General features: G+C 58.4%; 13 protein-coding genes. 7 read left to right on the top strand and 6 right to left on the bottom strand.

Going from position 1 to position 13,746, the window contains the following annotated elements:
* Positions 1-30 precede the first annotated feature (30 nt).
* Both glgA and glgP read left to right on the top strand, forming a co-directional pair.
* Positions 31-1,464 (top strand): glycogen synthase GlgA, encoded by a 1,434-nt coding sequence (glgA, locus tag F3I15_RS16585; RefSeq protein ID WP_094112166.1) that lies wholly within the window; start codon positions 31-33, stop codon positions 1,462-1,464.
* Positions 1,465-1,486: 22 nt separating this feature from the next.
* Positions 1,487-3,934, top strand: a complete 2,448-nt coding sequence (glgP, locus tag F3I15_RS16580; RefSeq protein ID WP_150018661.1) for a glycogen phosphorylase — start codon at positions 1,487-1,489, stop codon at positions 3,932-3,934.
* 70 nt (positions 3,935-4,004) lie between these two features.
* Here glgP and F3I15_RS16575 read toward each other — a convergent pair whose 3' ends face one another.
* Both F3I15_RS16575 and F3I15_RS16570 read right to left on the bottom strand, forming a co-directional pair.
* Entirely contained in the window at positions 4,005-4,559 is a 555-nt protein-coding gene (locus tag F3I15_RS16575) for a DcrB family lipoprotein (protein WP_150018660.1), read from the bottom strand.
* Between the two features lie 113 nt (positions 4,560-4,672).
* Positions 4,673-5,338, bottom strand: a complete 666-nt coding sequence (locus F3I15_RS16570; RefSeq protein WP_150018659.1) for a 7-cyano-7-deazaguanine/7-aminomethyl-7-deazaguanine transporter — start codon at positions 5,336-5,338, stop codon at positions 4,673-4,675.
* Between the two features lie 248 nt (positions 5,339-5,586).
* Between F3I15_RS16570 and tusA the strand changes: the two genes are divergently transcribed.
* Positions 5,587-5,838 (top strand): sulfurtransferase TusA, encoded by a 252-nt coding sequence (gene tusA / locus F3I15_RS16565; RefSeq protein WP_039381895.1) that lies wholly within the window; start codon positions 5,587-5,589, stop codon positions 5,836-5,838.
* Here tusA and F3I15_RS16560 read toward each other — a convergent pair.
* Together F3I15_RS16560 and F3I15_RS16555 are read right to left on the bottom strand one after the other, a co-directional pair.
* The gene (locus tag F3I15_RS16560) at positions 5,816-8,092 is read right to left on the bottom strand and encodes a zinc/cadmium/mercury/lead-transporting ATPase (protein ID WP_150018658.1); all 2,277 of its coding nucleotides are present in this window, start codon (positions 8,090-8,092) and stop codon (positions 5,816-5,818) included. The genes tusA and F3I15_RS16560 overlap by 23 nt on opposite strands.
* 92 nt (positions 8,093-8,184) lie before the next feature.
* Positions 8,185-8,814, bottom strand: coding sequence for a lysoplasmalogenase (locus tag F3I15_RS16555; RefSeq protein WP_150018657.1), 630 nt, complete (start codon positions 8,812-8,814; stop codon positions 8,185-8,187).
* Between the two features lie 159 nt (positions 8,815-8,973).
* Here F3I15_RS16555 and F3I15_RS16550 point away from each other — a divergent pair, with 159 nt between their 5' ends.
* A complete protein-coding gene (locus F3I15_RS16550) occupies positions 8,974-9,330 on the top strand; it encodes a DUF2500 domain-containing protein (protein ID WP_039381903.1) in 357 nt (118 codons plus the stop codon).
* A gap of 39 nt (positions 9,331-9,369) precedes the next feature.
* On the opposite strand, the gene F3I15_RS16545 is transcribed toward F3I15_RS16550, so the two are convergent.
* Both F3I15_RS16545 and rsmD read right to left on the bottom strand, forming a co-directional pair.
* Positions 9,370-9,639 carry a DUF1145 family protein gene (locus F3I15_RS16545; protein WP_039331733.1) on the bottom strand — a complete coding sequence of 90 codons (270 nt, stop codon included), beginning with the start codon at positions 9,637-9,639 and terminating at the stop codon, positions 9,370-9,372.
* The gene (gene rsmD, locus F3I15_RS16540; protein ID WP_150018656.1) at positions 9,629-10,228 is read right to left on the bottom strand and encodes a 16S rRNA (guanine(966)-N(2))-methyltransferase; all 600 of its coding nucleotides are present in this window, start codon (positions 10,226-10,228) and stop codon (positions 9,629-9,631) included. The genes F3I15_RS16545 and rsmD overlap by 11 nt, the downstream gene beginning before the upstream one ends.
* 228 nt (positions 10,229-10,456) lie before the next feature.
* On the opposite strand from rsmD, the gene ftsY reads away from it, so the two are divergent.
* Genes ftsY through ftsX form a run of 3 tightly spaced genes read left to right on the top strand, consistent with a single transcriptional unit; the run spans position 10,457 to position 13,717 of the window.
* Complete coding sequence (gene ftsY / locus F3I15_RS16535) at positions 10,457-12,058, top strand: signal recognition particle-docking protein FtsY (RefSeq protein WP_150018655.1); 1,602 nt, start codon at positions 10,457-10,459, stop codon at positions 12,056-12,058.
* A 5-nt stretch (positions 12,059-12,063) separates the two neighbouring features.
* Positions 12,064-12,732, top strand: coding sequence for a cell division ATP-binding protein FtsE (gene ftsE / locus F3I15_RS16530; RefSeq protein WP_065650521.1), 669 nt, complete (start codon positions 12,064-12,066; stop codon positions 12,730-12,732).
* Positions 12,722-13,717 carry a permease-like cell division protein FtsX gene (ftsX, locus tag F3I15_RS16525; protein WP_150018654.1) on the top strand — a complete coding sequence of 332 codons (996 nt, stop codon included), beginning with the start codon at positions 12,722-12,724 and terminating at the stop codon, positions 13,715-13,717. Before ftsE ends, ftsX begins: the two co-directional genes overlap by 11 nt.
* The last annotated feature ends 29 nt before the right edge of the window (positions 13,718-13,746 follow it).

Genomic DNA, 13,746 nt, shown 5'->3' with positions numbered 1-13,746 from the left:
ACGCGCGCGATAACATAATAGGGGTTCAGGATGCAGGTTTTACATGTCTGTTCAGAGCTTTTTCCGCTGCTGAAAACGGGCGGGCTGGCTGATGTCGTCGGCGCATTACCGCAGGCGCAAATAGCCGATGGTACGGATACGCGGGTACTGATCCCGGCGTTTCCGGATCTGCGTAAAGGAATTCCTGATACTGACGTGGTGGCGGAGCTGCAAACTTTTGCCGGGCCCGTGCGCCTGCTGTTCGGGCAGTACAACGGTGTCGGTATTTATCTGATTGATGCGCCAGGACTGTATGACCGTCCCGGCAGCCCCTACCACGACACGTCGCAGTTCGCATACGTAGACAACTATCTGCGTTTCGCACTGCTGGGCTGGATGGGCGCCGAGCTGGCCAGCGGAGTAGATGGCCTGTGGCGTCCGCAAATCGTGCATGCGCATGACTGGCATGCCGGTCTGACCTGCGCCTATATCGCCGCGCGCGGTAATCCGGCTAAAACGGTCTTTACCGTGCACAACCTTGCCTACCAGGGGCTGTTTAATGCCCGGCATCTGGATGAGATTCAGATCCCGCGGGAATATTTTGGCATGCATGGCCTGGAGTTTTACGGCCAGATCTCCTACCTCAAGGCTGGCCTGTTCTTTGCCGATCACATCACGGCAGTCAGTCCGACCTATGCGCTGGAGATCACCCGCCCGGAGTTTGGCTATGGCATGGAAGCGCTGCTGGAGCAGCGTTTGCGTGAAGGTCGCCTGAGCGGCATTCTCAACGGCGTGGATCCGGGCATCTGGGATCCGGCTCATGACCTGCTGCTGACCGCCCGTTATGACCGCGAAACCCTGGAAAGCAAAGCGGAAAACAAACGTCAGCTGCAGATCGCTATGGGACTGAAGGTCGATGATAAAGTGCCGGTTTTCTGCGTCATCAGCCGGCTGACAAAACAGAAAGGGCTCGATCTGGTGCTGGAAGCGCTGCCGGGTCTGCTGGCACAGGGCGGGCAGCTGGTCCTGCTGGGTCAGGGCGACGCCGAACTGCAGCAGGGTTTTCTTGCAGCCGCGGCGGAGCATCCTGGCAGCGTGGGCGTACAGATTGGCTATCACGAAGCGTTCTCACACCGCATTGTTGGCGGTGCCGATGTGATTATGGTTCCCAGCCGCTTTGAACCCTGCGGGCTGACGCAGCTCTATGGCCTGAAATATGGCACGCTGCCGCTGGTGCGTCGTACCGGTGGCCTGGCTGATACCGTACAGGATAGCTCTCTGGAGAACCTGGCGGATGGCGTCGCCAGCGGCTTCAGTTTTGAAGACAGCAACGCCTGGTCACTGCTGCGGGCTATTCGTCGCGCCTTTGTACTCTGGTCACGGCCTTCACTGTGGCGCTATGTTCAGCGCCAGGCCATGGCGATGGATTTCAGCTGGCAGGTGGCTGCGCAGGCCTACCGCGATCTTTATCAACGTATGCTGTAATTGAAAGATTGGGAGTCCGGATATGAATGCACCTTTCACCTACGCCTCACCCACGCTGACGGTTGAAGCGCTGAAGCACTCAATCGCCTATAAGCTGATGTTTACGATTGGCAAAGATCCTTCAATCGCGAATAAGCATGAGTGGCTGAACGCCTCGCTGCTCGCGGTGCGCGACCGTATGGTGGAGCGCTGGCTGCGTTCCAGCCGTGCGCAGCTGTCGCAGGACGTGCGTCAGGTTTATTACCTGTCGATGGAGTTCCTGATGGGTCGCACGCTGGGCAATGCGCTGCTGGCGATGGGCATTTATGACGATCTCAATCAGGCGCTGGATGAGATGGGACTCAATCTCAGCGAACTGATGGAAGAGGAGAACGATCCCGGACTCGGCAACGGCGGCCTTGGTCGTCTGGCCGCCTGCTTTTTAGATTCGCTGGCAACGTTAGGCCTGCCGGGACGCGGTTACGGCATCCGCTATGACTACGGTATGTTCCGGCAGAACATTGTTGACGGCCAGCAGCGTGAGTCGCCGGACTACTGGCTGGAGTATGGCAATCCGTGGGAGTTTCAGCGCCATAATACCCGCTATAAAGTGCGTTTCGGCGGGCGTCTGCAGCATGAGGGCGCGCGCGTCCGCTGGATTGAAACGGAAGAGATCGTCGCGATGGCGTACGATCAAATCATTCCCGGTTTTGATACCGATGCCACCAATACCCTGCGGCTGTGGGGTGCGCAGGCGAGCAATGAGATCAATCTCGGCAAGTTTAATCAGGGCGACTACTTTGCGGCCGTCGAGGACAAAAATCACTCCGAGAACGTCTCACGCGTTCTCTATCCGGATGATTCAACCTACTCAGGACGCGAGCTGCGGCTGCGTCAGGAGTACTTTCTTGTCTCCTCGACGGTGCAGGATATTCTGCATCGCCACTGGAAAATGCATGAAACCTGGGACAACCTTGCTGACAAAGTCGCTATCCACCTGAACGACACGCATCCGGTTCTGGCGATCCCGGAGCTGATGCGGCTGCTGATTGATGAGTATAAATTCAGCTGGGATGACGCATTTGAAGTCACCTGTCAGATCTTCTCCTATACCAACCATACGCTGATGAGCGAGGCGCTGGAGACCTGGCCGGTGGATATGATCGGCAAAATTTTGCCGCGTCACCTGAGCATTATTTTTGAGATCAACGACTACTTCCTGAAGACGATTCAGGAGCACTATCCCGACGACTGGGATCTGATGTCGCGCATCTCGATTATCGATGAGAATGATGGCCGCCGCATCCGTATGGCGTGGCTGGCGGTGGTGGTCAGTCACAAAGTAAACGGCGTCTCTGAGCTGCACTCCAATCTGATGGTGCAGTCGCTGTTTGCCGACTTTGCCCGGCTTTTTCCGGGACGTTTCTGCAACAAGACAAACGGTGTGACGCCGCGTCGCTGGCTGGCGCTGGCGAATCCGGCACTCTCCGGCGTGCTGGATGAAACCATTGGTCGCAACTGGCGCACCGATCTGTCACAGCTCAGCGAGCTGCAGCCGCATATCGACTATCCGGCGTTTATTCGTCAGGTTGCCGATGCCAAATTTGCCAACAAGCAGCGGCTGGCGGCATGGGTCGCCAAAAATATGGATATCGTGCTCAATCCGCACGCGCTGTTCGATGTACAGATCAAGCGTATTCACGAATATAAACGGCAGCTGCTTAACGTGCTGCATGTGATCACCCGCTATAACCGGATCAAAGCCGATCCCGATGCCAGCTGGGTGCCGCGCGTAAATATTTTTGCCGGCAAAGCCGCCTCGGCCTACTACGTGGCAAAACATATTATTCATCTGATCAATGATGTGGCTGACGTGATCAACAACGATCCGCAGGTAAAGAACAAGCTGAAAGTGGTGTTTATCCCTAACTACGGCGTCAGCCTCGCGCAGATCATCATTCCGGCGGCCGATCTTTCTGAGCAGATCTCCACGGCGGGTACTGAGGCCTCCGGCACCAGCAACATGAAGTTTGCGCTAAACGGCGCGCTGACCATCGGCACGCTGGATGGGGCAAACGTGGAGATGCGCGAGCACGTAGGCGCAGAGAATATCTTTATCTTCGGTAACACCACTCCGCAGGTTGAGCAGCTGCGCAAAGAGGGCTACAACCCGCGCAAATACTTTGAGGAAGATGCTGAGCTGCATCAGGTGCTGACGCAGATTGCCACCGGCGTGTTCAGCCCGCAGGAGCCGGGACGTTATCGTAACCTGTTTGATGCGCTGGTGAACTTTGGTGACCACTATCAGCTGCTGGCGGATTACCGCAGCTATGTGGATACGCAGGATAAAGTGGATAAGCTTTACCGGCAGCCGGATGAGTGGCAGCGCCGTGCAGCGCTGAATATCGCCGGTATGGGCTACTTCTCGTCAGATCGCACCATTCAGGAGTATGCGGATGAGATCTGGCATATTTCGCCGGTAAGGTTATAAAAAAGGTCGCCATGAATGGCGACCCTGGAAAATATGGCCTGGTGCGCATCAATGCGCATCGGGTAACGGCTTACTTCAGCGTAATGCTCTTCACAATGCTGTCTGCATCGCTCTGCGCCTGCTGCTGATTCTCCGCCGGCAGGGTGATCTGCAGCGTCAAAAGCTGGTTATCGACTTTTGCCAGCACTACCGTTGACCACGATGTCTGATTGTTAGCGGAAATCACCGTATCCAGCTGCTGTGCCGGCTGGTCTTTCAGCGTTACCGCTTTATTCGACACCACCTGCAGCTGCGGATCGCGATTGCGCTGCTGCTGCTCCAGACGTTTTGAGAGCGTCTCAAGTGAGTCACTGGTCGGGTCGCCGGCGATCACAATAATGGCGCGCTGGCCGGTTTCATTAGCGTAGACGTGCATATTGGTGGATTCAGAGCCGAGTTTACCGCTCTTATCAGACATGCCTGCAGGCAGCGTAAAGCTCAGTTTCCCTTCCATCAGATTCACCGTCTGAGCGGACTGGCTGACGCTGGAGCCGCTATTGTCAGCAGCATCCTCTTTTTTCTGATCGCACGCCGCCAGGCCCAGCACCAGCAGGCCGATACCTGCATACTTCACTACGTTGCGCATTCTGTTCCCTTTTACAATTCCAGTCTGGCTTATACAAACGGAATCGGCGGTCAAAAGCAACCGCCGATGTGTCAGGAAATCTTAGCGCACCGCGCCATTTCGTCTATGGCACATTAGCCGAAATTGATCTGGCGCGCCTGATACCGTTCCGCCATGCGCTTCAGGGCGGCATTCAGCAGCAGGCCGTAGGCGGGCAGGAAGAAGATCAGGCAGATCAGCACTTTGAAGCTGTAGTCTACCAGCGCAATCTCGACCCAGTGCGCTGCCATGAAGGGATCCTGGCTCTTATAAAAAGCGATAAAGAAAAAGGCCAGCGTATCGCTGACGTTGCCGAGAAACATGGCGCAGGCTGGCGCTATCCACCACTGCGGCAGCTGGCGCAGACGGTTAAAGACGTGAACGTCGAGGATCTGACCCAGCGCATAGGCCATAAAGCTGGCGCAGGCGATACGGGCGACAAAGAGATTGACCTGCTGCAGCGACGCCCAGCCCTGCCATGCCCCCTGATAAAAGAGGCAGGAGATAGCGTAGGAGATAAACAGCGCCGGGATCATCACCGCGAGAATAATGCGCCGCGCAAGCGGAGCGCCGAAAATACGCACGGTCAGGTCGGTTGCGAGAAAAATAAAGGGAAAGCTGAACGCACCCCAGGTGGTATGAAAACCGAAAATAGCGACCGGCAGCTGAACCAGATAATTGCTGGAGGTGATCACCAGCAGATGAAACAGCGACAGCCAGAAAAGGGCGTGCATGCGCTGACGCGCAGAAAAAGCGATCATAGTGAGCCTTTTTTAACAATGGGGTGAGGGAACCCATCCCTTCATCGTTCGCATTTTTGCTGCGCTGACTGCGCGTGCCAAAAGGCGTAGGATTTTGGGGACTAAGCAACGGTATTGAAAAATCGGACGGCATCTTAACCCGTTGCGCAATTTATGCAACGGTTAATTTTAACGCAATCGTTGTCGCCTTGCGCTGCGGAAATGGCGAGCTAGAATGAGCATCCCTGTTACTGACCGATAAGAGAATCATGAGCGATCCTTTCTCCGCACCCGACCATACGCTGGATGCGCTGGGCCTGCGCTGCCCTGAACCCGTGATGATGGTACGCAAGACGGTACGCACGATGCAGGCGGGTGAAACGCTGCTGATTATTGCCGACGATCCGGCGACCACGCGCGATATCCCCGGTTTCTGCCGCTTTATGGATCACGATTTACTGGCACAGCAGACGGAAGCGCTGCCGTACCAGTATCTGATCAGGAAAGGCGCGGAGGCCTGACGGGGGGCTGGCGCAGCAGACGCAGAGCGTTTGCGGTCACCAGCGCCGTAGCACCCGAATCGGCCAGCACCGCCAGCCACAAGCCGGTTAAGCCGAGCAGCGTCGTGAGCAGAAACAGCGCCTTCAGCCCCAGCGCCAGCGTAATATTCTGCAGCACGATGGCGCGGGCGCGCCGCGCCAGCGCGACAGTCTGCGGCAGAAGGGTCAGGCGATTCTGCGTCAGCGCAGCGTCAGCCGTTTCCAGCGCCACGTCGGTGCCGCTGCCCATAGCAATCCCGATAGCCGCCGCTTTCATCGCTGGCGCATCGTTAATGCCGTCACCCACCATCGCCAGCGGCTGCTGCTGGCTCAGCGCGCGTACGGCACTGACTTTGTCTGCCGGCAGCAAACCCGCCCGATATTCAATATTAAGTTCTGCCGCTATGGCGGCGGCCGCACGCGGGTTATCACCGGTCAGCATGACGCTGGCGATCCCCGCGGCTCTGAGCTGATCGATAGCCGCCGCAGCCTCTTCACGCAGCCGATCCTGCAGCGCCAGCAGCCCCAGCGGCCGATCTGCCTGCAGCAGGATCACCACCGTGTTGCCCTCGCGCTCGTACTCCATCACCCGCTGCCGCTGCTGCTCGCTTAATCCCGGCGCGGCACGCGGTGTCAGCAGCTGATAACGAACGCCGTCGATGCTCGCGCGAATGCCGCTGCCCGCCAGCGTCTGCTGCTGTTGCGCTTCCGGCAGAGTCAGCTGCCGTTTCGCAGCTTCTGCGACAATCGCCTGCGCCAGCGGGTGCCCGGACCCGCGCTCTGCCGCCGCCGCGAGGCGCAGCAGCGCCGCTTCGTCAGCCTGACCAAAAGCGTGGATCGCCGTAACCTGCGGTTTACCCAGGGTCAGCGTGCCGGTTTTGTCGAAGGCGATAACCTGCACGCGGCTCAGCTGCTCCAGCGCGGCGCCGCCTTTGAGCAGCACGCCCTGACGCGCGGCGGAGGCCAGCGCTGAAGTCACCGCCGCCGGCGTTGAGATCACCAGCGCGCAGGGGCAGCCAATCAGCAGCAGCGTCAGCCCTTTATAGATCCACGGCTGCCACTCTCCCAGGCCAGAGAGCGGCGGGATCACCATCACCAGTAGCGCCAGCAGCATAATGGCCGGCGTATAGATGCGGCTGAAGCGATCGATAAAGCGTTCTGCCGGTGCGCGATGGCTTTCCGCTTCATCAATCAGCTGCAGAATACGATCGATAGCGCTCTCTCCCGGCAGGGAGGTCACTTTTATCTGCACCAGCCGATCAACGCTGGTGGCGCCCGCCATCAGCCGATCGCCGGGCTGATGGCTCACCGGCAGGGACTCACCGGTCAATGCGCTTTCATCAAAGCTGGCGCTGGACTGCAGCAGCTCGCCATCAACCGGCAGGCGGCCGCCGGCGGCAATTTCAATAATGTCGCCCGGCTGCAGCGCCGCCAGCGGGACCGTAACGCGCTGCGCGCCCTGCAGCCGTGTCGCACGCTCCGGACGCAGCGCCATCAGAGCGGTCACACCGCGTCGCGCCTGCGCTGCGGCCCAGGCCTCAAGCCGCTCACCGATTAAAAACAGCAGCAGCACCATCGCAGCTTCGGCATGAGCGCCCGTTACCAGCGCGCCGGCTGCAGCCGCCGTCATCAGCGTTTCGATTGAGAAAGGCGAGCCGCTGCGGATCCGCTGCCAGGCGCTGTTCGCGACCGGCAGGAGACCGGCCAGCGCGGTCGCGACAAACAGGCGATCGCCCCAGATCGGTGACTGCTGACTTATCAGCCAGCTCGTCAGCATCAGCAGTGCCAGCAGCAGCAGCGCAGCGCGATCGCGCCAGTGTGAAGCCGCAGGCGGGAGAGCGGGGGCATCAGCGGCGTGCAGCCTGAAGCCCGCCTGTTTTACCGCCTGTTCTATGGCAGCCTGCATGGCGACGGGAGCGCAGACTTCCAGCTTTTCACTGGCAAAAATCACGCGCGCCTGCGTGACCTGCGGCAGCTTTTGTACGGCGGTTTCGATAGTGCATGCGCAGCCCGGGCAGTCCATCCCGGTGATTCGCCAGCGCAGTGCAGGCTGCACGCTGGCAGAGTCTCTGTTTGCATCCGCGTCAGCTGACGTCGCGCATCCGGCACAGCAGGCGGTGCTGGCGGGCGTGGTCAGACGGGTGAAGCGGGCCGCGGGCAGGGGACGCACGGCAGCGTGTGGCTGCAGTTTGCTGCCCGGCCGGTCACAGCCGCAGGGGGAAATCTGTTGATGCATGAAGCCTCCGGTATCAGTAACGGGCAGCTGCCCGTTACTGAAGGCTACACTCTGGAGTCAGCTCCAGAGTCAAGCCCGGAATGGCCGGTTTATCAGGAGAGCCAGAGTGAACGCACAATCATAAAATGACCGGCAAAATAGCAGGCGGCGACAATGGCGCTGTCAGCGCTGAAGCGGCGGCGATAGTGGGTGATAAACCAGATAATATTGGCCAGCAGCAGCAGGCCCGCACCAATCAGCAGCGAGAAGCTGTAGTCGGTCGGACGGAAAAAGTAGTTTTCAGCCGCCATCCAGTTCATCACCAGCGTCATGCCAATCAGGGTACAGATCGGCCAGCGCAGCTCCTCCAGCCGCGTCCAGAGCAGCGCAATGACCACAACGCCGATAATCAGGAACGTCAGCGGAATGGGCCAGTAGAAGCTCATGGTCATATGGGCGGTAAAACTGATGGTGTAGAGCAGATGCGAAAGGAAAAACGCGCCCAGCGCATAAAGCATTTGCTGCCGGGGCAGCAGCATCAGCGCATCGCCTGCCAGCGTGGCAATCAGTCCGGCAAGGATCAGATAGTCAGTGGTGTTTACGGCAGGTGCCTGCCAGGCCCAGGCAACCAGCAGCAGCAGGGTAACAGGTTTAAACAGCCAGCGTTGCCACTGCGGACCGCGATAGGAGGCATCCACATAGAGCCAGCCGGAAAAAAGTACTGCAAGGAAAGACCAAAGCATTTTTTCTCCCTTTTGTAGACGAGATGTCCACACTGTTGAAATATCCCAGACTCTCTTTGAGTTTAAGTTACCGCTGGCAAATGTGACAATCGGGCAACTCTGGTTGTATGCTTTAGCTTCTTTTTAAATGATCAAATGAAGTGAAGTGCGAGCAAAAACATGAGCAAACCACCGCTAATCTTTTTTATCGTCCTGGCGATTATCGCCATTCTGGCGACCCGGCAGTTTATCAAGCAACGGCGGGAAGCTGCGGTTAACGACGCCTCACCGGTACGATCGCTGACCGTACAGGTAAAAACCAAGCGTGAGTATCCGGCACCGAATCGCCGTTCGCGTCAGCGCGAAGAGATTGCCGGTGAAGAGATGAAATATGAAGCCTGGTTTCATCCGCTGAACGGGGCGAGCGACATTAAAACCGCGGTCAGCGCCAGCGATTACCACCAGATGGACAAAGGCGTAAAAGGCGAGCTGAAGATGCAGGGCAGCCGCTTTGTCAGCTTTACCCCCGCGCGCTGAAACCGGAGCGCCGGTAAAGGTGCCCCGGTTAGCGCCGGATCACATCTTCGGATAGTGCTTTTTCTGCCAGGCGAGCAGCTCAAATACCCCGAAAAAGAAAATCTTAGCCTGCGTGGCGCCGCTCAGCTTCGGCGCCTCTTTAGGCTGGGTAGCGCGCAGCAGCACCAGCTGCAGTCCATGCATAATCACCATGAAAAACAGGGCGACATGCACAAAATAGCGCAGCGGTGTGGGGAAAGGGTGCACCAGGTTAAGCAGCAGAAAAGCCCAGACGCAAATCATCAGTAACCGTCCCAGATTAAGCCACATCGTGCGCCTCCTGTTGGCGTTGATAGAGTCGATAGGCGACCTGACCGGCGATCTTTTCCCGGTAAAGCTGCCAGCTGGCGGGCACGTCAGGCGCCCCCTGTTCCACTTCACTTTCCACGTAAATCAGCGCGTCTGCGCTCAGCCACTGATTACGCTCCAGCAGCGCCAGCGTCTCCGCCAGCAGCCCTTTGCGAAAGGGCGGATCGACAAATACGATATCAAAAGCTTCGCCAGGCTGAGCCAGCCACTGCAGCGCGCTGGTCTGCACCACCGTCGCCTGCGTGGCGCGCAGCGTGTCGACGTTGCGCGCCAGCTGCTGCGCTACGCTGCGCTCCAGCTCCAGCAGCGTGACTGAATCTGCATAGCGCGACAGCGCTTCGAGACCCAGCGCGCCGCTGCCGGCGAAGCAGTCGAGGCAGCGTGCCTGCGCAAGATAAGGCGCCAGCCAGTTAAAGAGGGTTTCACGTACGCGATCGGTCGTGGGACGCAGGCCTGCGCTATCCGGCACCGGAAGTTTACGGCCGCGCCACTGGCCGCCGATGATGCGGATCTGGCCAGCGCCGCCGCTGCTGCGGGATGATTTACTCATTTTGCTCACAACTCGTCATAATTTGTTGCGTAGTTTAACGGGCGCGACAGGCAGAAGAAACGTAAAAAAGGGTGCTGTGGTGCGCTGGCCGGAAAGTGTTAGACTATTGAACGATACAAGCGTGCGTAATTCGCTGATTTTACGCCGCAGAAAGTTAAAAAACTGAATTTATATCCCCTGGGGACAGCGTGCTACCGGGAATAAGCCATCGAGGAGTGTAGTTACACAATGGCAAAAGAGAAAAAACGCGGCTTTTTTTCCTGGCTGGGATTTGGCAAGGAAGAGCAGGCACCCGCCCCGGCTGAAGAGCAGGTAAAAGAGCAGCCTGCAGAGGAGGTTCAGCCCGCTGCCGCTGAAGAGAGTGCGTCAGAGCGTGCCGAAGCGCAGGCAGCAGAAACCGTTGCGCTGACGGAGCAACTGGCGAAAGAGCAGGCCGCAGCAGAGCAGGCAGCCCCGCATGCGCTGCCCTCTGAAGAGGCCATCATCACCGCTCAGCCGGAGGAGATCCTGCCGGAAGAGGAGCCTGAGCTGGCGCCGCTGCCGGTCAATGAAGAGATCCTGCCGGAAGAGGAGCCTGAGCTGACCCCGCTGCCGGCCGATGAAGAGATTGTACCGGAAGAGGAGCCTGAGCTGGCGCCGCTGCCGGAAGAGATGCCGGCGGCCGTTGCGGAGGAGCCACCGCTGACAGCCGCCGTCGCGCCGGAGCCGGTTCTGCCCGGCGATGAAAGCCAGCTGGCGGAAGCGGAACCTCTGGCTGATGAGGATGCGCCGCTCAGCGATGAAGAGCTGGAGGCACTGGCGCTGGCGGAGACCTACGCTGAAGACGCCGCTGCAGACTCTGCAGACACCGTAAGCGATCTTCCGCTGGCGGCAGCGCCCATTGTGGCGCAGGAGCAGGAGCGCCCGACCAAAGAGGGCTTTTTTGCGCGTCTCAAGCGCAGCCTGGTTAAAACGCGCACCAACCTTGGCTCCGGTTTTATCAGCCTGTTTCGCGGTAAAAAGATTGATGACGACCTGTTTGACGAGCTGGAAGAGCAACTGCTGATTGCGGATGTGGGCGTGGAAACCACTCGCCGGATTATTACCAGCCTGACTCAGCAGGCAAGCCGCAAACAGCTGCGCGATGCTGAAGCGCTCTATGGGCTGCTGAAAGCGGAAATGGCCGGCATTCTCAATAAAGTCGATGCGCCGCTGGATGTCAGTGGCAAAACGCCGTTTGTGATCCTGATGGTGGGCGTAAACGGCGTCGGCAAAACCACCACTATCGGTAAACTGGCGCGTCAGTATCAGGCGGAAGGCAAATCGGTGATGCTGGCTGCCGGCGATACCTTCCGTGCCGCTGCGGTCGAGCAGCTGCAGGTGTGGGGCGAGCGCAATCATATTCCGGTTGTGGCACAGCATACCGGTGCGGATTCCGCCTCGGTGATTTTCGATGCTATTCAGGCGGCGAAGTCGCGCAATGTGGATGTGTTAATTGCCGATACAGCCGGTCGCCTGCAGAACAAATCGCACCTGATGGAAGAGCTGAAAAAAATCACCCGCGTGATGAAGAAGCTGGATGAGGATGCGCCGCATGAAGTGATGCTGACGTTGGATGCCAGCACCGGACAGAATGCGGTCAGCCAGGCAAAACTGTTTAATGAAGCGGTAGGGCTGACAGGTATCGCCCTGACCAAACTGGACGGCACGGCGAAAGGGGGCGTTATCTTCTCCATTGCCGATCAGTTCGGCATTCCTATTCGCTATATCGGTGTCGGAGAAGGCATCGAAGATTTACGGCCATTCAAGGCCGAAGACTTTATTGAGGCACTGTTTGCCCGAGAGGAATGATTGGCATGATTCGCTTTGAAGAAGTCAGTAAGGCTTATCTGGGAGGGCGCCAGGCGCTGCAGGGCGTTGATTTTCATCTGCGTCCCGGCGAGATGTCCTTCCTGACCGGACACTCCGGCGCGGGTAAAAGTACCCTGCTGAAGCTGATTTGCGGCATTGAGCGTCCGAGCGCCGGACAGATCTGGTTCAGCGGGCACGATATCTCCCGCCTGCGTCACAGCGAAGTGCCGTTTCTGCGGCGCCAGATTGGCATGATTTTCCAGGATCACCATCTGCTGATGGATCGCTCTGTCTATGACAATGTGGCTATCCCGCTGATTATTTCCGGCGCCAGCGGCGAAGATATCCGCCGTCGTGTTTCAGCGGCACTGGATAAAGTCGGCCTGCTCGACAAAGCGAAAAGTTACCCGATTCAGCTCTCCGGCGGTGAACAGCAGCGCGTGGGTATTGCGCGCGCGGTGGTTAATAAACCCGCCGTCCTGCTGGCAGATGAACCCACCGGTAACCTCGATAATGCGCTGTCAGAAGATATCCTGCGCCTGTTTGAAGAGTTTAACCGGGTCGGGGTAACGGTACTGATGGCAACCCACGATCTGGGGCTAATCGCGCGGCGTAACTACCGCGTGATGACGCTGAATCAGGGACGTCTGCACGGAGGCCACGATGGTCAATAAACGCAACAAGCGCCCGGCGGCGGCCAGAGCGGCAAAGCAGCCTAAAACGCCGTCAAAGCGCAAAGCGCTGAAAGGTGGCTGGCAGGAGCAGTGGCACTACGCCCTGCGCGGTACCCTGTCCGATATGTGGCGCCAGCCGCTGGCAACGCTGCTAACCGTTATGGTTATCGCGATTTCACTGACGCTGCCCAGCGTCTGTTACATGGTGTGGAAAAACGTCAGCCAGGCGGCCACCCAGTGGTATCCGGCGCCGCAGCTAACGGTCTATCTCGACAAGACGCTGGACGACACTGCGGCAGAAAACGTCACCGCACAGCTTAAGCAGCTGGAAGGTGTCGACAGTGTGAACTACCTGACGCGTGACGAAGCGCAGAGTGAGTTTCGCAACTGGTCTGGTTTTGGCGGCGCGATGGATCTGCTGGAGCAGAATCCGCTGCCGGCGGTGGCCATTATCACGCCGAAGCTTAATTTCCAGAACTCTGACACCATGGCAAGCCTGCGCGATCGCGTGGCAAAAGTGCAGGGCGTGGATGAAGTACGGATGGATGACAGCTGGTTTGCCCGTCTGGCAGCGCTGACCGGCCTGGTCGGGCAGGTGGCCTCCATGATCGGTCTGCTGATGATTGTGGCAGTGTTCCTGGTGATTGGTAACAGCGTCCGGCTCAGCATCTTTGCCCGGCGCGACACCATCAACGTCCAGAAGCTGATTGGCGCAACGGATGGCTTTATCCTGCGGCCGTTCCTCTATGGCGGTGCGCTGCTCGGTTTTGCCGGTGCGCTACTGTCGCTGGTGCTCTCTGAAGTACTGGTGCTGCGACTGCAGTCGGTGGTGGCGCAGGTCGCGTCGGTATTTGGCACCGCCTTTACGCTGGAAGGTTTTGCATGGGATGAGGGCCTGCTGCTGCTGCTGGTTGCCGCCATTATTGGCTGGATTGCTGCATGGCTTGCCACTGTGCAACATTTACGCCGATTTACGCCGCAGTAACCCATGGCAACGATTTTTTGATATACTCT

This window comes from Pantoea sp. M_9, from assembly GCF_008631385.1.
GTDB classification, from domain to species: domain Bacteria; phylum Pseudomonadota; class Gammaproteobacteria; order Enterobacterales; family Enterobacteriaceae; genus Pantoea; species Pantoea eucrina.
This window is presented reverse-complemented; position numbering and strand designations above follow the sequence as displayed.